Genomic DNA, 19,024 nt, shown 5'->3' with positions numbered 1-19,024 from the left:
AGATACGGCGTTGCGATGCCCTCAGGTTGATCCTTCTCAATGCCCGCGGGTTGGTCGCGGTCAGACTCTCCATCCACAACAACAAAAGAGGTGAATGGATATGACCAAGATCCTTTGCGCGATCGACGACACGGAGCACAGCCTGCCTGCGATCGACGTTGCCGCCAAACTCGCGGAGTCGCTGGATGCCGAGCTTACGCTGCTCGCTGTCAATCAACTGGTTGGCGGCTACGGGCGTGGCGGCGCGCCGACGCTGATCTGGGCGAGAGACGAGATCGAGCGTGCCCTCTCGAATGCCGTGGGCGAAGCCCAAAAGGGCGGTGTGTCCAAAGTCAAGGCCGTGAACCTGGAGAGCCGCGATCTGGCGCAAGCGATCACCGGCTACGCCGAGCAGAACGGCTATGAGCACATCGTGGTCGGGACGGGTGGCAAAGGGGCTGTTTCGCGCCTGATGCTGGGGTCGGTTTCTCGCGACGTGGTGCAGCGCGCGCACTGTCCGGTGACGGTCGCTCGCTAGCTGTAATCGACGGCCATGAGGTAGAGGCCGGCGGCCGGCGCGACCGGACCGCACGCGGTGCGGTCGCGGGCTTCGAGTGCGGTCCGGAGGTCGGTCTCGCTCCATTTCCTTTCGCCGACGAGCTTCAGGCTGCCGACCATCGAGCGGACCTGGTTGTGCAGGAACGAGCGCGCCGAGGCGTGGATGTGGATCTCGCCGTCGACGATCTTTACGTCCAAGCGGTCGAGCGTGCGTACCGGAGACTTGGCCTGACACTGCACGGCGCGAAAGGTCGTGAAGTCGTGCCGGCCGACGAGGACGGATGCCGCCTCGCGCATGGCGTCGACATCAAGCGTGCGGGGCATCCACCAGACGCGGTTGCGCTCGAGCGCGGGCGGGGATCGCCGGGCGAGGATGCGGTAGAGATAGTGCCGGGCCGTGGCGCTGAAGCGGGCGTCGAAGTCGGGCGGGGCGGCAGCGCTTTCGAGGACGACGATCGGCAGGGGCTTCAGATAGAAGTTGAGGCCGTCGCGGATCTTGTCGGCGGGCCATTCTCTGGCGAGATCGAAGTGGGCGACCTGACCGCGGCCGTGGACGCCGGCGTCGGTGCGGCCCGCGCCGCGGATGCCTGCCGTTTCACCCGTGAGTTTCTGGACAGCCGTTTCGAGCGCGCCCTGCACGGATACGCCATCGGGCTGGACCTGCCAGCCGACGAAGGGCGTGCCGTCGTATTCGATGGTCAGTCGGTAGCGGGGCATGGGTCTCTATGCCGGTTGCGGAGGCCCTGCCTAGCCCGCTCCGCATCGCGGCTCAAGGGCGGCGTGCGTGGTACCGTCAGCGGCGCTCGCGGACCACGGGCACATCGCCGTCATAGATATTGACGCTCAAGGGCGTGCGGTTGCCCGGGTTGACGATGACGTGGCCGTCGGCAGGCAGCGGACGAAAGACGCGCACGCCCTGCTCGATGGTGACGGTTGCGCCGTAGGCGTTGTAGGGCAGGATGCGGGTGGTGGTCGGCTCTTCGGCGCGCGCGGCGGCGGAGGCGAGAAGAAGCGCGGCGGTGCCGGCTGCAAGCATACGGGTCATGACTGTCTCCACGTCGGATTTGGCCGAATTCTAGGAGATCGCCGCTTTCGGGAGGCAACGTTCGCCCCGGATGCTTAACCGGTTTGGTTTCCGCCGACGATGGTGCCGCGCGGAAGGGAAAACCCACGCAGAAGCTCCTCCGCGCTCATGACACGCTTGCCGGCGCGCTGGACCTCGACAAGGCGGATCGCGCCCTTGCCGCAGGCAATCGCAAGCTTGTCGTCAAGGATCTCGCCGGGGGTGCCGGCACCCGCGGCCAGCGTCGTGCGCAGCACCTTGATGCGCTCGGGCTGCCCTCCGGGCTGAGCCGCTTCGAACCAGGCTCCCGGAAACGGTGACAAGCCGCGGATGTGGTTGTGGACATCGGCCGCAGGCCGGGTGAAGTCGATCTCCGCTTCCTTCTTGTCGATCTTGGCGGCATAGGTTGCGCCGTCGTGCGCCTGGGGGACGAGGGGCAGGCTGCCGCTCTCAAGCTTGGCCAGGGCGGCAACGATCAGGTCCGCGCCGCGTGCCGACAGGGTGTCGTGAAGCTCGCCTGCGGTGGTGTCGAGCCCGATGGGCACAGCCTTCGTCAGTCCAACGGGGCCGGTGTCGAGTCCTTCCTCCATTTGCATGACCATGACGGCGGTTTCCGTGTCGCCCGCCATGATGGCGCGCTGAATGGGCGCGGCGCCGCGCCAGCGGGGGAGTGCCGAGGCGTGGACGTTGAAGCACCCGAGGCGTGGTGCCGCCAGGACCGGCACCGGCAGGATCAGCCCATAGGCGATGACGACGGCGGCATCGGCGTGGAGGTCGGCAAATCGGGTCTGCTCGGCGGCGTCTCTCAGCGTGCGCGGCGTGTGCACAGGGATGCCGAGAGCGTTCGCCCTGGCGTGAACGGGCGAGGGGCGCTCGGCCATGCCGCGGCCGGCTGGGCGTGGCGGCTGGGAGTAGACAGCTACGACCTCATGCCCCGCGTCGTGGATCGCCTGCAACGCCGGCACGGAAAAGTCCGGGGTTCCCATGAATACGATCCTGAGCGCCATGGGCTGCCTTCCGGGTGAAGAGCGGAGACGTTTGGGGCGAAGCTCGCGCGCCTTAGGCGGAAGCCTCGCGTGCGGCCTTCTTGAACTTACGCACGACGATGTCGCGCTTCAGCCGTGACAGGAAATCGATGATCAACTTGCCGTTCAGGTGATCGATCTCGTGCTGGATGGCGGTGGCGAGAAGTCCGTCGGCGGCAAGCTCGCGAGGTTTGCCTTCGCGATCGAGATAGCCGACGACGAGGCTCGCCGGGCGCTCGATATCGAGGCGGAAATCCGGGATCGACAGGCATCCTTCCTCGTGCACGCGCGTTGTCTCCCCGTCGACCTTCAGGATCTCGGGGTTAAACATCGCGAGTGGGTTCGGCTGATCATCGTCCTCGGCAACGTCGAGCACGATCAAGCGTTTGGGTACGCCGACCTGGATGGCTGCGAGGCCGATGCCGGGGGCGTCGTACATGGTTTCCAGCATGTCGTCGGCGAGCTTCAGCAGCTCCGCGTCGATGCGCTCGACGGGGTCGGATACCTGGCGCAGCAGGGGGTCGGGGAGGGTTATGATCGGAAGCGTAGACATGGCTCTGAAATAGGAAAGTCGGGGTTGTTGGTCAATCTGCTAGGGGCGCGGCCCAGGGTGCGTCTCTACGTACTATTACCAATAGCTCAGAAACACTCTGCATTCGTTGGCAACTCTATTGTAACATTGTGTAACTTTGCGGGGAGTCCTCTGCTGAAGCCGATCCATGACGCATGACCTCAAACCGTTAATTTTGGGCCGCCGCGAGTGGGTGGCGCTGCCGGAGCTCGGTCTGTTCGCCATCAAGGCGAAGGTCGATACGGGCGCGCGCACGTCGGCGCTCCACGCCGAGGAGATCGAGATCATCGGGTCGGGCTCGACGCCGCGCGCGCGGTTTCTCGTGCGGCCGCTGCTCGAGGCGCCCGAGCTTGCGATCTGGTGCGAGGCGGATCTGGTCGGCGAACGCGACGTGACGAGCTCCAGTGGCGAGCGGGAGTGCCGGTGCATTATCACGACGATGCTGCGCGTCGGAGGGCGGTCCTGGCCGATCGAGCTCGGGCTCACGAACCGGGACGGGCTGGCGCATCGCATGCTGCTCGGGCGGCAGGCCATCAAGCCGGGCATGCTCGTGGATCCCGCGCACTCGTTCCTGCTGCCCAAGCTCAGCACGCGCCGCTATCGCGCGACGGCTTAGTTCCCGACAACAAGAGCTACGCGACACCGAGGACGCGGCCGAGGGCGGCGTTGACGTCCCTGCCGTCGAAGCGGCGCTCGGCCTTGAGGCGGGCGGCGCGCGATCCCGTCGACAGGAGACCGGGATTGCGCAGGTAGCTCTCCATGGCCACAGCAAGGGCCTCGACATCCGCGGCAGGGACGAGGCAGCCGGAGACCTTCTCGTCCACGAGATCGGCGCAGCCGGGCGTCGAGGTCGAGATCACGGGGCGGCCGGTCGCGAGCGCTTCGAGCGCGGCGCGGGGCAAGCCTTCTCCATAGGAGGGGTAGACGAAGACGTGACAGGCGGCGAGAGCCGGGCGGACGTCCTCGAGGTGGCCGAGATATTCGACGGCGCCCCCCGCGGCCAGGGCCTCCGGGCTGACGGCGTCGGGCTCGCTGCTCGCGGGGCCGGCAAAGCGGAAGGCCGCTCGAGGCCACCGCGCTTTGATGCGCTCGGCTGCAGCTTTGTATTCGAGTACGCCGCGGCGGCGTTCGAGCCGGGCCAGCATCAGGAAGGCCAAGCCCTCGTCGCTTGGCGGCATCGGCATGGCGGGGAAGCTCTTGAGGTCGATGCCGGCACCGGGGACAACGAGCGTCTCCAGGTTCTCGCGCAGCATGCCGAGGCGCGCGAGCGTCGCGCGGTTGTCGCGGTTGTGGAACACCACGGCATCGCTGGCGCGGATGGCATCGGCGAAACGGCGGCGGCCGATGCTTTCCACGCCGTCGCTCGGCAGGCCGTTGACGAGGCTTACGACACGCCGGACCTTGGCGCGGCGGGCCGCGATCGCCGCGAGCGTCAGTGTATGCAGACCGAAAGCGAGAACGATGTTGGGCTGCCAATCGTTGAACTGACCGACGAGGCTCGCGAGCTCTTGCCAATCACCCAGGATGCGCAAATTCGGCTGCAACGGCTCGATGATGCGATGCTGGGCGCCGATGCCTCTCAAGATCAAGGTGTAGCGACCGGGCCCCGGCGGCGTGAGGCAGAGCACGCGGTGGCCGCGGCTCGTCAGCCATTCTATCAGATCGCGCCGCAAGACGGCGACGGCCTCGGCCGACGGTGCGACAATGGCGATCCGTTCCGAAACTGGCTGGGTCACTGTGTGAGGCCGATCATGCCGAATCCAATGCTCGCGATTTTATCTTAGCGGTGCGGGTTCCAACAAGGAAACCGGACGCGAGCACCCCCGCGCATACACAACTTCAGCGCAAGCCGTTGGGGCCGCTTCCATCCCCGTCGAGGAGGCGGTCGAAAAGCCGCAAACAGAGCCAGACGGCCACGATCCCGAACAGAATTCCTCCGGCCATGTGAGCTGTGAGTACGCCTGACGCGCCGGCGAGGGAGCTCCCGAGATGCACCAGGGGAATGGTGCCGACCGTCGCACGCGTCCAATTGAGAACCGTCGCGTAGTGGGCATAACCCAGCGTATTGAAAACGGCGTTGACCACGAACAGGGCGCCCATGAATGCGAACAGCGGCGCGAGCCAAACGTTGAAGAGCGTGATGAGATGGGCTGCCTCGCCGGTGGCGCCGAACGCGCGTATGAGGCTCGGCGCGAGTAGCGCGAGCAGCGCCCAGGCGGCAATCGTGAAACCCACATTGACCGCGAGTGCGAGCTTGAAGGCTTCGCGCATGCGCGCGCCCTCGCGTGCGCCGTAGTTCTGACCGACGATCGGTCCGATGGACGAGGAGAGTGCGTAGATGGCGCCGAACGCAACGGGCATGATACGGCCGATGATGGCCCATCCTGCCACGGCATTGTCACCGTGTGTGGCGATGGTCGCGGTCACGTAGGCGTTCGAGACGGGTGCGGCGATATTCGTGAGGATGGCCGGCACGGCGATGCCGGCGAAGACCGGGATATCGGCCAGGAATGTGGGCAGTCGCGGACGGGCGACGAGGCCGTGCACGCGGACCACGCCGTATAGACCAACGACCATGAATGCCAGGCGGGCCGCGACCGTCGCCCACGCCGCGCCATCGATGCCGAGGCCGAGAGCGAAGATAAAAACCGGGTCGAGAGCCGTGTTGACGGCAGCCCCGTAGAGCGTGACGTTCATGGCGCGGCGCGCGTCGCCTGCCGCACGAAGAACAGACGCAGAGGTCATGGCGAGCGAGAGCGCCGGCAGGCCGAGGGTCAGTATCGAGAGATAACGCGCTGCAAGCTCATGGGTGCGGCCGGTTGCGCCAAGCACACTCAAAAGCCACGGGATGGCAAGGAACATGGCGATCGCCACGAGGATGCCGGCCACGAGGCTGGCGATATGCGCGTTGACGGAGTAGCGGGCCGCACGCAGGCGACGCCTTTGGCCGAGCGTTCGCGATACCATGGTGGTGGCGGCGATGCCGAGACCGATGCCGATGGCTATGGTGAAGAAGAGGATCGAGCTTGCGTAGCCGACTGCGGCGAGCACCGCCTGATCACCGAGCCACGACAGAAAAACGATATTGGCCAGATCGCTCAGGAAAATCGCGCCGAGGCCGATGCCGCCGGCGCCGCTCATGACAAGGATATGGCGCAGGAGCGAGCCCGTGACGAATTTCGGCGGCGCGTAGGCAGGCGCATCCGCGTCCGTTCGGGCGTTCATCGCAAGTCCTCGTTGGAAGCGGACGGTCCGCAGCTAGATTCTCTTGCGGGCCTTGATCGCGGCGGCCAGCGTGCCTTCGTCCAGATAATCGAGCTCACCGCCGATCGGTACGCCCTGCGCGAGGCGTGAAACGACGACGCCCGTGGGGGCCAGTTGCTCGGTCAGGTAGTGAGCGGTCGACTGGCCTTCAACGGTGGCGTTGAGTGCCAGGATCACTTCCTTGACATCGCCGCCGGCGGCACGTGCGACCAGATTGGCGATGTTCAGCCGATCCGGCCCAATGCCGTCGAGCGGCGAGAGGTGTCCGCCGAGCACGTGATATGGGGCGTTGATGACGGCAGCGCGTTCGAGAGCCCAGAGGTCACCCATCTCCTCCACGACGACGATCGTCGACCGATCGCGCCGGTCATCCCGGCAGATCGTGCAGGGAGAGACCGTATCGAGGCTGCCGCAGGTCGGGCATTCGACGATGGTGCGGACGGCGACGCCCAGTGCCTCCGCCAAGGGTGTGAGAAGGTCCTCGCGTCGCTTCAAGAGCGCCAGCGCCGCCTTGCGCGCGGAGCGAGGGCCAAGACCGGGAAGGCGCGCCAAAAGCTGAACGATCCGCTCGATCTCGGGGCCGGCTATTCTTTTCGACATTCCTGATTCTTGTGGTCGCCTCGCATGCGGGTCGACCTAAGCACGCTTGCCGGGTGTTGTCACTTTGCGCGCCCGATCGCGCGCTGACGTGTCGTCAATTGGGCGCGCGGACCGGAAGGCGCTTGTGGAAAAGGCTCGCGACCGGGTCTTGGGATTGTGGGAGCGCGGGTGCGGAGGCGATCTGCATGGCCTGTCTGCGGTATTCGGTTGGCGTCAGGCCGTAGCGCTCCTTGAACCGGCGTCCGAAGTGGGACAGGTCGGAAAAACCCCATTTATAAGCGATCTCACCGATGCTGCGCTGGGACTGTCCGATGTCCTCCAAAGCCTTGCGGCAACGCTCGAGCCGCCGTTCGGCGACATAGCGCTCAATCGACGAGTGCTCTTCGGCCAGCAGGGCGTTGGCATATCGCACGGAGATGCCTGCCTCGGCTGCCACCTGCTCCGGTTTCAAACCAGGCTCGATCATGAGGCGCTCGATCGTGGCCTTGAGGCGCATCAGGGCCACGGTGCGCGGGGAGGACAGCGAGGCGCCTCGTCTATTTTCCGTTGTGATGGCCAGTGCCACCAGATCCAGCAACTGATCGGCCACTTTGAGGCCGGCAATGTCGCCGACGGCTTCTGCCTGACCCGGAAGGAGCTCGATAAATCCCATTGCCAGGGCTCCGATGCCCCTCGTGGCGGTGATCGGCCGGGCGGAAAGACCGGCTATGTTGCCGACGCGGGCTTCCAGCACGGCGCGCGGTAATCGGATGACAATGCTCGAGGTTGCAGCCCGCAGATTGATATCGAAGGGGCGCAACGAATCCAAGAGGAACAAGCCGCGGCCCTGCAGGGTGGCATCCTGGCCGTCCTGAGAGATGTCGGTTTCGCCCGAGAGCTGAAGGGCGATCAGAACGTCGCCGTTGTCGGAGCGCGCAGCGCTGCGTTCGGAGCGGCGAACATGGGCGGGGCTTGCGTCGAAAGTTGCAAGCCCAACCCCGGGAAGAGTCGAAATCTCGACGCTGCCCGTGAACGTGTTCGCGTCCTCTGCCCGGAACTCGTGCTCCACGTAGCCGCGAGTCGCGACCTCGAGCCAGTAGCTCAGCCGCTCTCGAGGGTGGACGTCGTCGGTGGTGTAGATCATGCGATGGTCAGTTTCCGCGCGATTACCCTGTCAGTCGACAGATAAAGCCGTGTGGTGCGAGCGCCGCGTTCCCCTTTGCATTTCAATACAATTTCTCCACTGAGGAGTCGACGGACGATTTCGTCTCCGAAGGTATGGGATATTCACACAAATACTACCCCGGCGAGCAAAAGGACGGCAGGGCAGCTATGACGCGAACTTCGACTGAACTGGATCTCGGGCAGTCGCCCCTGCATCTTTTCCATCGGGCGGTCCAAGTCGTGACCGAGATCTATCAGGCCGAGATGGCAAGCTACGACCTTACGGCGCGCCAATATGCCGTGTTGTTTGCGCTCGCGAACTCGGACGGCATGAGCCAGAGCAAGCTCGTCGATGCGACCGGTATCGATCGCTCCACGATGGCCGACATCGTGCGGCGGATGCTGAAAAAGGGCATCATTCAGCGCAAGCGCGACAAGGACGATGCACGCGCCTACGACGTCAAGATTACGGACGAAGGGACGAGGCTTTTCAAGGCCGTGACGCCGATCGTGCGTCGCATCGAGGAGAAGCTGCTGTCGTCTCTCAACGGCAAGCGGGTGGACGAGTTCCTCGCCAATCTCGGCACGATCGTCGGAGCCGCTCAATCCTCGGGTGCTATCAGCAACGGTCACTTCGCCGAGACGGATGCCCGCAAATAGCCGGCAATTCCATAAGGGGAGCGTCGGCTGGCCCGGCGCTCTCCGTTAATTCTCCCGTTACTCGTCGCCGTCTAAGATCTCCTGCAACACGTCCGTGTACAACCATGCACGGCGGCGCCGTTCGCGTCGGCGCGTCCTTCGTTCCGCCCGGATGGCGGCCGGATGCTGCGGGCAGGCTCGGATAAGCTCCTGCCGGCAAAATCAAGGCAGCCTTTTGCGAGATTCGCGGCGTTTCTTGCCGTGACAATCGCGGGTGGGATTCGGGGCTGATCGCGATCGGAAGCCGGCGATGATTTCCACGTTTCTATCCTACAGGATGTATACGGCGGATTATGCCAAATCCGTGCAGCGGACGCTGTCCAATGCGCAGGTCGCGCGCGAGCAGACGTATTATCGCGAGAACATCAGCAAAGTCACTTCGGTCGACGATTTTCTCAAGGATCAGCGGCTCTACGCCTACGCCATGAAGGCGTATGGGCTCGAGGACATGACGTACGCCAAGGCCTTCATGCGCAAGGTGCTGGAGAGCGACGTCACGGATTCCGACAGCTTCGTGCGCAAGCTGGTCGACAGGCGCTATCTCGAGTTCGCCCGGGCTTTCAATTTCAACAAGGACGGATCGGTCAGCGCCGGCACGGCGATCATCCAAGACAAGTCCGATCTGGCGGAAACCGTCGGGCTCTACTCTGAGCAGCGCCTGCGCAAGGGCGCGGCTGTCGCGGCGGAGGTGGAATACTACCAGGCGCGCATGGCGACGATCTCGTCGGCCGATCAGTTCGTGGCCGACGACAGGCTCTTCAAATTTGCGCTGACATCGTTCGGGATCAACGCGGACATCGCGTCGGAGTCGGCGATCAAGTCGGTCATCTCGGGCGATCTCTCCGTTGTTGCGAACGCCGCTCCGGCGGAGCTCGCGAAATATCAGAAGCTCGCAGCCGCGTTCTCCTTCCAGTCGGACGGCAGCGTCGCGTCGGGTGGGCAGGCGCAGACAGCAACTCAGCTTTCGCTCACGATCTTTCTCAACTACGACGTCAACAATGCCGGTGCCTCGCCAGCGGCGGCTGCCTTCAAGGCGAATACCTTCGATAGCCTGATCGCAGGCGTGACTTCGGTCGACGATCTCGTCAACAATCCCATCATGCGCGAATACGCCGTGGTGGCGGCCGGCATCGATCCCATTCTGGTTTCGCCCCAAATGGTGCGCGACATGCTGACGAGCGATCTTTCCGATCCCGACAGCTATGCGAACACCAAGGCCGAGTACGCCAAGCTGGCCTCGATGTTCAATTTCAACACCGACGGCTCGCTCGATTCCGGTGTTCCGGCACAAACGACGGCGCAACACCAGGAGCTCACGACGCGCTATTTCGCAAACTACCAGGCGAAGGACCTCGCGTCGGAAGCCGATAAGACCAGCGACTACAAGAGCTTCGTTGGGCTGATCTCAAATGTGGACGCGCTGCTCAAGGATACGCGCGCCTACCGATACATCATGGATGCGTACGGGATCGACCGTGACGCGGTTTCGACGACGACTATTCGTCAGGTGCTGACGAGCGATCTTTCCGATCCGTTCAGCTTTGCCAACCGCTCGCGCGATCCACGCTTCAAGGCGATGGCAGCGGCCTTCAACTTCGACGCCCAGGGCAACGCACAGGGTGCGCTCAAGGCACAATATGCGTCGGCCAAGTCAGATACGATCGCACGCTATATGGAAACGGTCGGCGAGTACGACTTCCAGCAAGAGGCGGGCGAACTCGAGGGCGACTACTTCAGTTCCGTGGTCGATACCGTGGAGACGGTCGACCAGCTTCTTGCCGATAAGCGCGTCGTGACCTTCCTCAAGAAGGCATACGGCTTCCAGAACGAAACCAGCCCGCTATTCAATCAGACACTGCGGCGCGCGCTGACGAGCGACCCTTCGGATCCCAAGAGCTTCGTCAACCAGTCGGAGAACGCACGCTTCCGTGAGCTTGCGGCGGCTTTCAATTTTACCTCCGACGGTAGCGTGCGGCGCGCCGAGCTCGGGTCGGTGCAGGACCCGAACACGCTCGTCGAGACACAGGATCTCTACCTCCGCCAGACAATGGAGCAGGCAGCCGGAGACCAGAATGAGGGCGTGAGGCTTGCGCTCTACTTCCAGCGCAAGGCGCCGAACCTCACGAGCTCGTTGTCCGTTCTGGCCGACAAGGCGCTGATGGAAGTCGTGATGACGACGCTCGGACTGCCGGATTCAGCGGCACAGGCGGATGTCGACGTGCTGGCGAACATGATCTCGAAGCGCATCGACGTGGCGGATTTCAAGGATCCCGCGAAGCTCGAGAAGTTTCTGGCGCGCTTCTCGGCGATGTACGATCTCGCCAATTCGCAGGCGAGCACGACGTCGATTCCCTCGCTATTGCTCGGACAGCAGACGGCCGAGATCGGTCAGGATCTGCTCTCCAACATCCAGGCGATGTACCTCCGCAGCTGATCACGGCCTTCGCTGGGCAGACGCAGTCCACAACCCAAGGTATTATCGCCGCGTGGGCCTGGGCCGGGCCCATTTCTCATCCTGTATTCCTTATATTTCAATCTTTATCCCCTATTCGCCGTCCGCTAGAGCGGCGCGCGATTTCAACAGTCACGCACGGGATCGCACGGCTGTTCTACAATTTATGGTTGCATAATGGTTTTCTCATCCGTAGAATTTTTTCCATCGAGCAGAGAGGGTCGCTCGCCCTTTGTCATGCGTTGTGCAGTCCGGCGATCTTGTCTTGTGCACGTCTTGACCAGACTTGGGGGGAAACATGCCGGATCTGGAAACTCGCTTGGCCGCGCGGCCGCTCTACCTTCAGGTTCGCGACGTTCTCGTGCAAAGAATCGTCGTCGGGCATTGGAAGCCCGGCGCGACGCTTCCTAACGAAACGCAGCTTGCCCAGCAGCTTGGGATCAGCATCGGCACCGTTCGCAAGGCGCTCGATCTGATGGAGGTCGAGCGTATCGTCACGCGCCGTCAGGGACGCGGCACGTTCGTCAACGACTATGCGTCCGCGGAGACGACATTTCCGTTTTCGATGTTCCACAACTTCGAAGGGCAGCGCATCTCCGGCTACAAACGGGGCCGCTCGATCGCGCGCGTGCAGGCATCGGTCGAGGAAGCGGCGAGACTGGGTGTGCGCCGGGGTGACGAACTGATCAGGATCGAGCGTTTGCGCGAGCATCAGGACGAGACTTTCATGACGGAAGTCTGCCTGCTGCCGGCGAAGCTCTTCAATCGCCTGCCGGAGGATTTTGGGGGGTACCGGCTCTCTGCGCTGGCTCAGCTCAATTCCATTCTCGTGGGTCGTGCCGACGAGCGAGTCGACATCGCATTGGCAAACGCACAAGTGGCGAGCGATCTCGGTGTCGAGGAAGGGACGCCGCTGCTGCGGCTCGACCGAGTCATCTTCTCGGATCACGAGGATGCGCTCGAGTGGCGCGTCGCGCACTGCTTCATGCGTAATGAGCGCTATCTGGTGCGTTTCAATTAGCGGTTCCTGGAACGGAGAAGGCGGGATTTCGAATCAGAGGCGCGGCGCACGAAAGATTTCGATCTTGCTCGCTCCATCCTCTATGGGATGTCATATGCAGGGCTGTCCGTACTCAAAAGAAGGACAGCCTATTTCTTTTTAGCGGCATAATAATCGTGTCGTAAAATCGATTTGTGCTCGCGCCGCATCTCTTACACCGCCTTCATCATGCTGCATCTAGGCTGAGCCGTCATTTATCGAGAGGGCTCAGTCATGATGTCTCCAGGCAGGGTCATCGCGCGCGTGGCGCAAGCGAATAGCGGCGCCGTTGCGGTGGAGTTTGCTTTCGTCTTCCCCGTGGCGCTGGTCTTCTTCTGCGGCTTGCTGGCCTACGGTGTCTATTTCGGGGCGGCTCATTCCGTGCAGCAGCTCGCGGCCGACGCGGCGCGTGCGTCCGTCAGCGGCCTCAGCAATGCCGAGCGCGCGTCCATCGCACAAGCGCATGTCGCGGTCAGCGGGGGCAGGTATCCGCTTTTGCGCAGTGACCGCTTGAGCGTCACGGCCCATGCGCTGGCGGGAGATGCCTCGCAGTTCGAAGTCAGAGTCTTTTTCAATTCCGAGGATCTGCCGATCTGGGCGCTGTCGGGATTGGTGCCTCTGCCGCAGAAGACCATCGAGCGTGTAGCGATCATCAAGCGGGGCGGCTACTAGGAGGACTATCGATGTTCCGCGGATCGCTGTTGTCGCGCGTGATTTCAAACTGCGAAGGTTCCATCGCGGTCGTGATGGCGATGTTCTTCACGGTTTGCATCACCCTTTGCGCGCTCGCCATCGACATGGGATCGCTCTATCTCGAGCGACGGACGGTGCAGGGAGCGGCAGACCTGGCCGCTGTGGCGGCTGCCAGCGATCTCGATCACGCCGAGGCTGCCGCCCGCGCGACGCTCAATGCCAACGGTTTCGATGACATTCATTCGCTGGCCGTCGTCAAGGGGCGCTACTCATTCGATCCCGAGGTTCAGCCCGGCGCGCGGTTTCAGGCCGGCCTGCAGCCGTACAACGCCGTGCGGCTCGATGTGGCGATGGGAGGTCAGCTTTACTTTGCCAAATCGTTCATGTCCGAGCCCGAGATCTCGGTGGCTGCGATCGGCACCACGGATGCGCAGGCCGTGTTCTCGATCGGCAGCAGACTGGCCTCCATCAATGGCGGGATCCTGAATGCGTTGATCAGCGCCTTGCTCGGCGGCAACGTCTCGCTCTCCGCCATGGACTACAATGCCCTCGTCAATGCGAACGTGTCGCTGGATGGCTTCCTTTCGGCACTGGCGACGGATATCGGCGTCACCGCCGGCACGTATAGCAATGTGCTGGATAGCGAGGTGACTGTCGGCAACGTGCTGAACGCCGCCGTGAGGAGTGCGAACGACGCGGGCGAGGCGGCGGCCGCGCAGGTGGTGACAACGCTGCTTGGGCAGACGGTCGCCACGGCAACGGTGCCGCTGCGGGCGCTTGTCGATCTTGGGCCTTTTGCCCAGGCCGAGATTGGACAGGCTCACGCCGGGCTTGCGGCTGACGTCAACCTCATGTCGCTGCTTTCGGCGGCGGCGCAGCTCGCCAACGGGCAGAACCAAGTTGCCGTCAACCTGGGCGCGGGCGTTCCGGGGCTGCTCAGCCTGAAGCTCGATCTTGCCATCGGAGAAGCGGCGCAGAACTCCGGCTGGGTGGCGGTCGGACAGCCCGGAGCAACGGTCAGGACCGCGCAGACGCGGCTGCGGCTCGTCGCGGAGGTCGGCGGCACCGGGCTTCTGGCCGGTATTCGTATCCGGCTGCCAATCTATATCGACATTGCGAGCGCGGAGGCGCGCCTCAAGAGCCTCACCTGCAACGTTGCGCAACCGGGAAGCGCGAAGGCCGTAATCGAGGCGCGGCCAGCGGTGGTCAGGGCCTGGATCGGCGACGTGGCATCGGGCGGACTTTCATCGTTCGGAAGCAGCGTTCCGGTGTCGCGGGCGGCGATGGTGCAGGCGCCCCTGGTCACCGTGTCCGCCAGCGCTTACGCCGAAATGGCCAATGTGTCGGCGACGGATCTTTCCTTCACGCAAAGCGACGTGGATGGGCACGTGATCAAAACCGCGAAGACACACGATTTTCTATCGTCCCTCGTCGCCAGCCTGCTGCAGTCTGTCGATCTGCAGGTGAATGTCGTCGGGTTCGGCCTCGGCGTGTCGGCGGTCAAGGGGCTGCTCATCGCTCTGCTTACGCCGGTGGCGGCTGCGCTCGATCCGGTGCTCGCGACGTTGCTCGAGACGTTGGGCGTCAGTCTCGGTGAGGTCGACGTCCAGACACACGGCATCCGTTGCGGCAGCGCTGTTCTCGCCGGGTGAGCCCGGAGCCGGCCGAGGAACGTGTGGTCCCCCGGCCTTCCGGATTTTTCGTTCAGGCGGCGGTGGGGGCCGGAGCGGCTGGTCGGAGCCACGGCAGCGCGATTGCGGCACGATGCAGGATCAACAGGACTGCGAATGCGGCCGCATTGATCTTCAGGATGTACCCGACGATCTCGATGGTGAAGGCGTAGTCCGAGCCGCCAAGAGCAAAGCTCGCGCCGTAGAGAGCCGTCTCGTAGATCACGAAGGCGGCAACGAAGGTGAGGGCGAGCGTCAGGACCGGAGGCTGTCCGGCCGTCGCGATGGTCCGCGCGGCAGCATATCCGACGATGGCCGCGATGCCGATAGCGATGCCCCAGGCGAATGTCGTGGCGGTTTGGGGATAGTCCAGGACGGCGAACCCAATGGCCTGATTGACCAGCCATGCGACGATGACAAGCATAAGGCCGGTATTGCGGTCCATCCTGGTGGCGCCGATGGCCGCGATAGCGGCGAAGGGCGCGGCGCACGCATAGACGTAGCTGCCGCCGACGCAGAGTGCCGCGACGCCTGCGATCCAGAGGCTGGAGGTGGCGAGCGCGGATCGTCCAGTGGTGCTTCTGCTAGCTGTATCGGTGGTCATCGTTTCTCCTGTCGGTGGCGTATGCGTGCCTACTTGAAATAGAATGGGATGGCGAAGCGCAGGCCTGCGCCCGGCGGCGGGGCAGGAAAGGATCCGACGCCGCGCACGGCGGAAAGCACCTTACCGTCGAGGCCCGGATCGCCCGAGGAGCGGGCGATGCTGGCGAAGGCCAGTCCGCCGGAGCGCGTCACTCCGAAAGCGACGACGACGGTGCCGCGCTTGCCGCCACCGGCCGGTTTTCGCGCGGCAACGCGGGCGCGCACGAGGGCGGCATAGTTGATCGCAGAACCAGAGCTGGCTGACACGCGTCCTTTGGCGCTGGCCGAGCCTTTCGCGGCGCGCGATTGGGCGGCGCCCTTCTTTTTCGCTTCGCTGGTTTTATCGGGCGTGTCGGACGGCTCGGTGAGCTTGGCGGTCTTGACCGGCTTCTTGCGCTCCTTGATTTCGCGCGGCGGCGTGTCGGCCTTTTCCAGGGGTTTGTCGTTTAGGTGTTCGCGGCCAGCCTGCTCCGTTGTTTCGAGAGTGCCTTGCACGGCCTCCATGCCGCGTGGGCTTTCGGCCTCGATCTCGGCGATGGCGGGCTCCTTGGTGCTGATCTCCCGAAGCTCTTCGACCGGCTGCGCCTTTGAGGAGGCTGCACTTTCTGTTGCGGCGCCGGGATCGGACTGCACAGTTGTGGGCGACGCAGCGGCTTCCAAAGTTGGCGGAGTGGTAATGGCCTCGAGCACCTCCGTTTCGAGAAGTTCGATGCTGATGGCCTCGGTCGGAGACGTGATGGCGCCGGGCTTGTGATCGATCCAGTAGAGGGCGGCGGCAAACACGCTGCCGTGGAGCAGTAGAGAGAATGCCGCGCTGGCAGTGGTCGCGAAAATGCGCGAACGCTGGCGATTGGCGCCTTCCGCGACTTGGGTCGAAGGCGTCTGCTCCTGGATGACCGCGTCTGTTCCGGGTTGGTCCGAAATCTCGAAGCTCTCCTTCCCAGGTGTAAGAACAAGGAAGCCCGGTCGCGTCCATGATGCAGCATGGTTGCGCGATCGAGCCCCCTCGCCCCGATGTCACGCTTCGGACTTTCGCGGCGCTGCCGATTTACGTCGCGCCTGATAGGCGACGCGACGATCGGAGCGACTAGGCCCGAAGCGATCATGGTCTCATTTAGAAGACCGATTATTCACGCTTCGGACTGATTGTGTCCGAAGCGATCATGGTCAGTCACTCGGTAGTGCCATGGTGACGCCGCCATAGACGGAGAGGCCGGCGGTGCCATAGTTCAGAATCGTCTCGTACTGTTCGTCGAGGAGGTTTTCGCCCCTCACATAGGCCTTCCAGCCGGGCTGGAACTCGTAGGACGCCTTGGCGTTGACGAGCACATAGTTGTCGAGCTCGACGGCGGGCGGTCCGTTGCTGTGGATCGAGTCGGCGACGTACTTTACCGTCACGTTGAGGTCGACCTTGTCGATCGGCTGCAGGTCGAAGCCGACGACGAAGTTGTGGCGAGGCACGTAAGTCAACCGGTCACCGTCCGCCGTTTCGGTATCGGTGTAGGTGTATCCGGCCGTCACCGTGAAGCCCTCGGTGACGATGGCCGCGGCGCTCAGCTCAACGCCGTTGCGCTCGGTGACGCCTTCCTGGTTGAAGTTGCAAACCGGTGCGCCAAACCCGCAGCCGAAGTCGAAGACGATCAGGTTTTCGGTGTCGACTTCGAAATAGGTGGCTCCGAGCTTAAGACGTCCGTTGAAGAACCCCTGCTCAATTCCGGCGTCCCAGCTCGTGCTTTCCTCGGGCTTGAGGTTTTCGTTGCCGTAGTCGATCAGCCCGAAGCCGAAGTCATAGACGCCAAAAAGCTCGTCAAGGCTCGGTGTTCGGAAGCCTGTGCCGCGACTGGCCCGCAACTTCGTCTCCGTGCCCGGTACCAGATAGGCGGCGGACAGGCGATAGGTATCGAATTCGCCGAAGGTGCTGTGATCGTCCCTGCGGGCGCCGCCCGTCAGAACGAGGCCGTCGATAGGCTCCGCCATGAGCTGGGCGTAGGCACCGCCGACGTCTGCAGTGGCCCGGTCGACCAGCACATTCTCCATACCGGTCTCCTCCCAGTCGGCGCCGGCGAGAAGCGAAAGGCGGTCATTGAAGTGCAAGACGCCTTTGTACTCGCCTTTGACGCGGTCGCCGTCGAACCAGACCGTACGCTGCCCGGTGTCGAAGTTGTCGCGCTCGATCTTCGTGCCCTGGATAGCAAACGTGTTCAGAAACGCGCCGCCGAAAAGAGAGATCTCGGTCCCGACGCGACCTGCGTGCTGTACGGTCTCCGTGGTCAAAGTATCATCCGCCGGTAGGAAGGACACCGGATCGAAGCCATCGAAATCACCATCGGCGTCGAGCGTGCGCGCGGCGAAGAATACCTTCACGGCTGGCGACAGATAATATTCGCCCCGCCCGGAAATCGTGAGATTCTTGTAGCCGTCGTCTTCAATCCCGGAAGATGCCGACGAAAATCCATCGGTGTCGACCCCTTGCACGGTGAGTGAGACGTTGCTGCCGTTCGTCGCCAGATAGCCTGCCGTGGCGGCTCCGCTAAAGGTGTTGTATTCGCCGCCTTCCGCACCGCCGCTTATCGAGAACCCGGGCTTCGTCGCAGCCTTGGTCTCGATGCTGATGACGCCGCCGACGGCATCGCCGCCGTAGAGCGTGCTCTGCGAACCCTTCAGAACCTCGATGCGGGACACATCGCCGACGAGCAGGTGCTCGAAGTGGGCCGAGGTCTTGGTGCTCGAGGGATCGCTGATGTCGATGCCGTCGACCAGCACCTTGACGTACTCGGCGCCCGCCCCGCGAATGTTCATGCGCGTCGTCGAGCCCGGCGGGCCGTTCTGGCTGAAGTTCACGCCCGGGAGCTGCTCGAGGTAGTCCTTGAGGTAGATGCGCGACTGTTTCTCGAGATCCTTCTCGGTCAAAACTTCGACTGAGGAGCCGACCTTCGAGGCTTCGGTCGGTGTGCGGTTGGCGGAGTAGACGGTGATGCCTTCGAGAACCGTCGTGCCCGTGCTCTGTGCGAAGGCGGCGGTCGAGGCAATGACGGCGCCTGTCGAGAGCAGCAAGGCTTTCGCGTAGGCGCGTATACGACGTCTGCTATTCAACTCGATACGATATGACAAAGGTCCCCCCGTCACGATTGATGGACGGAAGCCCTGGCAGGTGCGGCCGATACGGGTTCGGCTGGTACGACTGCAACGCCGGCTGATGCGGGATCCGCAATGCCTAGCGCTGCTCGAGACCACGAGCCCGGTTTCTATCGTGTCAGTGGGTGATCGATACCCCGGCCATGCCTGACGTTGCTCCCATTCGGTTGCACATCAGCCGCCACTACGGGTAACCGTTCCACCGAGCGCACCGCACGGGGGATGGGCGACTCGTGCCGGCAGGTCTCCTGGCTCACGGCTCAAGCGTCTCTCTCCAGCCTTCCCGACGTTCCTTTCGGAGCGTCAGTGGCGTCGTTGGAGAGGACTTGCCGCTTACAGTTGCGGGCGCAGCCACGGATTCAGCGTTATTCACGCCACACCGTGTTCCCTCTTCGTCATCCACGCCCTTGCGGACGTGGCAACACCGTCACGCCCCTAAAGCGCAGCAGGAACGGCTTCCTGTCAATGCCAATTTTTCAGGCGGTGAGGGG

General features: G+C 63.6%; 18 protein-coding genes and 1 riboswitch. Of the genes, 7 read left to right on the top strand and 11 right to left on the bottom strand.

What is annotated here, in order from left to right; all coding sequences use genetic code 11:
• Nucleotides 1–100 precede the first annotated feature (100 nt).
• Nucleotides 101–517: a universal stress protein gene (locus QZV93_RS10870; protein WP_295558366.1), complete on the top strand. Its 417-nt coding sequence runs from the start codon at nucleotides 101–103 to the stop codon at nucleotides 515–517.
• Here QZV93_RS10870 and truA read toward each other — a convergent pair.
• The 4 genes from truA to def form a co-directional block, all read right to left on the bottom strand.
• The gene (gene truA, locus QZV93_RS10865; RefSeq protein ID WP_295558364.1) at nucleotides 514–1,254 is read right to left on the bottom strand and encodes a tRNA pseudouridine(38-40) synthase TruA; all 741 of its coding nucleotides are present in this window, start codon (nucleotides 1,252–1,254) and stop codon (nucleotides 514–516) included. The genes QZV93_RS10870 and truA overlap by 4 nt on opposite strands.
• A 76-nt stretch (nucleotides 1,255–1,330) precedes the next feature.
• Nucleotides 1,331–1,582, bottom strand: a complete 252-nt coding sequence (locus tag QZV93_RS10860) for a hypothetical protein (RefSeq protein WP_295558362.1) — start codon at nucleotides 1,580–1,582, stop codon at nucleotides 1,331–1,333.
• A 74-nt stretch (nucleotides 1,583–1,656) separates the two neighbouring features.
• Nucleotides 1,657–2,607 carry a methionyl-tRNA formyltransferase gene (gene fmt / locus QZV93_RS10855; RefSeq protein WP_295558361.1) on the bottom strand — a complete coding sequence of 317 codons (951 nt, stop codon included), beginning with the start codon at nucleotides 2,605–2,607 and terminating at the stop codon, nucleotides 1,657–1,659.
• Nucleotides 2,608–2,659: 52 nt separating this feature from the next.
• Nucleotides 2,660–3,178: a peptide deformylase gene (gene def, locus QZV93_RS10850; protein WP_295558360.1), complete on the bottom strand. Its 519-nt coding sequence runs from the start codon at nucleotides 3,176–3,178 to the stop codon at nucleotides 2,660–2,662.
• Between the two features lie 166 nt (nucleotides 3,179–3,344).
• On the opposite strand from def, the gene QZV93_RS10845 reads away from it, so the two are divergent.
• Nucleotides 3,345–3,812 carry a RimK/LysX family protein gene (locus QZV93_RS10845; RefSeq protein WP_295558358.1) on the top strand — a complete coding sequence of 156 codons (468 nt, stop codon included), beginning with the start codon at nucleotides 3,345–3,347 and terminating at the stop codon, nucleotides 3,810–3,812.
• A gap of 16 nt (nucleotides 3,813–3,828) precedes the next feature.
• On the opposite strand, the gene QZV93_RS10840 is transcribed toward QZV93_RS10845, so the two are convergent.
• The 4 genes from QZV93_RS10840 to QZV93_RS10825 all read right to left on the bottom strand — a co-directional run bounded on the left by QZV93_RS10840 (nucleotide 3,829) and on the right by QZV93_RS10825 (nucleotide 8,183).
• Complete coding sequence (locus tag QZV93_RS10840) at nucleotides 3,829–4,932, bottom strand: glycosyltransferase family 4 protein (protein WP_295558356.1); 1,104 nt, start codon at nucleotides 4,930–4,932, stop codon at nucleotides 3,829–3,831.
• Nucleotides 4,933–5,035: 103 nt separating this feature from the next.
• The gene (locus QZV93_RS10835; RefSeq protein ID WP_295558354.1) at nucleotides 5,036–6,421 is read right to left on the bottom strand and encodes an MATE family efflux transporter; all 1,386 of its coding nucleotides are present in this window, start codon (nucleotides 6,419–6,421) and stop codon (nucleotides 5,036–5,038) included.
• Between the two features lie 33 nt (nucleotides 6,422–6,454).
• On the bottom strand, nucleotides 6,455–7,060 hold the full coding sequence (recR, locus tag QZV93_RS10830; protein ID WP_295558352.1) for a recombination mediator RecR: 606 nt from the start codon (nucleotides 7,058–7,060) through the stop codon (nucleotides 6,455–6,457).
• 94 nt (nucleotides 7,061–7,154) lie between these two features.
• A complete protein-coding gene (locus QZV93_RS10825) occupies nucleotides 7,155–8,183 on the bottom strand; it encodes a helix-turn-helix domain-containing protein (RefSeq protein WP_295558351.1) in 1,029 nt (342 codons plus the stop codon).
• Nucleotides 8,184–8,371: 188 nt separating this feature from the next.
• On the opposite strand from QZV93_RS10825, the gene QZV93_RS10820 reads away from it, so the two are divergent.
• The 5 genes from QZV93_RS10820 to QZV93_RS10800 all read left to right on the top strand — a co-directional run bounded on the left by QZV93_RS10820 (nucleotide 8,372) and on the right by QZV93_RS10800 (nucleotide 14,738).
• The gene (locus tag QZV93_RS10820) at nucleotides 8,372–8,863 is read left to right on the top strand and encodes a MarR family transcriptional regulator (protein ID WP_295558350.1); all 492 of its coding nucleotides are present in this window, start codon (nucleotides 8,372–8,374) and stop codon (nucleotides 8,861–8,863) included.
• Between the two features lie 289 nt (nucleotides 8,864–9,152).
• The gene (locus tag QZV93_RS10815) at nucleotides 9,153–11,336 is read left to right on the top strand and encodes a DUF1217 domain-containing protein (RefSeq protein WP_295558349.1); all 2,184 of its coding nucleotides are present in this window, start codon (nucleotides 9,153–9,155) and stop codon (nucleotides 11,334–11,336) included.
• Between the two features lie 316 nt (nucleotides 11,337–11,652).
• Nucleotides 11,653–12,375, top strand: coding sequence for a GntR family transcriptional regulator (locus QZV93_RS10810; RefSeq protein ID WP_295558347.1), 723 nt, complete (start codon nucleotides 11,653–11,655; stop codon nucleotides 12,373–12,375).
• A gap of 252 nt (nucleotides 12,376–12,627) precedes the next feature.
• Complete coding sequence (locus QZV93_RS10805) at nucleotides 12,628–13,065, top strand: TadE/TadG family type IV pilus assembly protein (protein ID WP_295558346.1); 438 nt, start codon at nucleotides 12,628–12,630, stop codon at nucleotides 13,063–13,065.
• An 11-nt stretch (nucleotides 13,066–13,076) separates the two neighbouring features.
• A complete protein-coding gene (locus tag QZV93_RS10800; protein ID WP_295558345.1) occupies nucleotides 13,077–14,738 on the top strand; it encodes a pilus assembly protein TadG-related protein in 1,662 nt (553 codons plus the stop codon).
• 52 nt (nucleotides 14,739–14,790) lie between these two features.
• Here the strand turns inward: QZV93_RS10800 and QZV93_RS10795 are convergent, their stop codons facing one another.
• The 3 genes from QZV93_RS10795 to QZV93_RS10785 form a co-directional block, all read right to left on the bottom strand.
• Entirely contained in the window at nucleotides 14,791–15,360 is a 570-nt protein-coding gene (locus QZV93_RS10795) for a hypothetical protein (RefSeq protein ID WP_295558343.1), read from the bottom strand.
• A gap of 29 nt (nucleotides 15,361–15,389) precedes the next feature.
• Nucleotides 15,390–16,181: an energy transducer TonB gene (locus QZV93_RS10790; RefSeq protein ID WP_295558341.1), complete on the bottom strand. Its 792-nt coding sequence runs from the start codon at nucleotides 16,179–16,181 to the stop codon at nucleotides 15,390–15,392.
• Between the two features lie 384 nt (nucleotides 16,182–16,565).
• Complete coding sequence (locus QZV93_RS10785; protein ID WP_295558339.1) at nucleotides 16,566–18,452, bottom strand: TonB-dependent receptor; 1,887 nt, start codon at nucleotides 18,450–18,452, stop codon at nucleotides 16,566–16,568.
• 301 nt (nucleotides 18,453–18,753) lie between these two features.
• Nucleotides 18,754–18,977: riboswitch (cobalamin riboswitch) on the bottom strand.
• Nucleotides 18,978–19,024: the final 47 nt, after the last annotated feature.

Origin of the sequence: uncultured Hyphomicrobium sp., assembly GCF_902826555.1 — a bacterium.
In the GTDB taxonomy this organism is placed as follows: domain Bacteria; phylum Pseudomonadota; class Alphaproteobacteria; order Rhizobiales; family Hyphomicrobiaceae; genus Hyphomicrobium_C.
The sequence above is the reverse complement of the archived record's forward strand: the minus strand, read 5'-3'. Positions and strand labels throughout refer to the sequence as shown.

Coding starts and splice junctions, on each gene's coding strand:
- QZV93_RS10870 (WP_295558366.1), top strand. CDS start 101: ATGACCAAGATCCTTTGCGCGATCGACGACACGGAGCACAGCCTGCCT.
- truA (WP_295558364.1), bottom strand. CDS start 1,254: ATGCCCCGCTACCGACTGACCATCGAATACGACGGCACGCCCTTCGTC.
- QZV93_RS10860 (WP_295558362.1), bottom strand. CDS start 1,582: ATGACCCGTATGCTTGCAGCCGGCACCGCCGCGCTTCTTCTCGCCTCC.
- fmt (WP_295558361.1), bottom strand. CDS start 2,607: ATGGCGCTCAGGATCGTATTCATGGGAACCCCGGACTTTTCCGTGCCG.
- def (WP_295558360.1), bottom strand. CDS start 3,178: ATGTCTACGCTTCCGATCATAACCCTCCCCGACCCCCTGCTGCGCCAG.
- QZV93_RS10845 (WP_295558358.1), top strand. CDS start 3,345: ATGACGCATGACCTCAAACCGTTAATTTTGGGCCGCCGCGAGTGGGTG.
- QZV93_RS10835 (WP_295558354.1), bottom strand. CDS start 6,421: ATGAACGCCCGAACGGACGCGGATGCGCCTGCCTACGCGCCGCCGAAA.
- recR (WP_295558352.1), bottom strand. CDS start 7,060: ATGTCGAAAAGAATAGCCGGCCCCGAGATCGAGCGGATCGTTCAGCTT.
- QZV93_RS10825 (WP_295558351.1), bottom strand. CDS start 8,183: ATGATCTACACCACCGACGACGTCCACCCTCGAGAGCGGCTGAGCTAC.
- QZV93_RS10820 (WP_295558350.1), top strand. CDS start 8,372: ATGACGCGAACTTCGACTGAACTGGATCTCGGGCAGTCGCCCCTGCAT.
- QZV93_RS10815 (WP_295558349.1), top strand. CDS start 9,153: ATGATTTCCACGTTTCTATCCTACAGGATGTATACGGCGGATTATGCC.
- QZV93_RS10810 (WP_295558347.1), top strand. CDS start 11,653: ATGCCGGATCTGGAAACTCGCTTGGCCGCGCGGCCGCTCTACCTTCAG.
- QZV93_RS10805 (WP_295558346.1), top strand. CDS start 12,628: ATGATGTCTCCAGGCAGGGTCATCGCGCGCGTGGCGCAAGCGAATAGC.
- QZV93_RS10800 (WP_295558345.1), top strand. CDS start 13,077: ATGTTCCGCGGATCGCTGTTGTCGCGCGTGATTTCAAACTGCGAAGGT.
- QZV93_RS10795 (WP_295558343.1), bottom strand. CDS start 15,360: ATGACCACCGATACAGCTAGCAGAAGCACCACTGGACGATCCGCGCTC.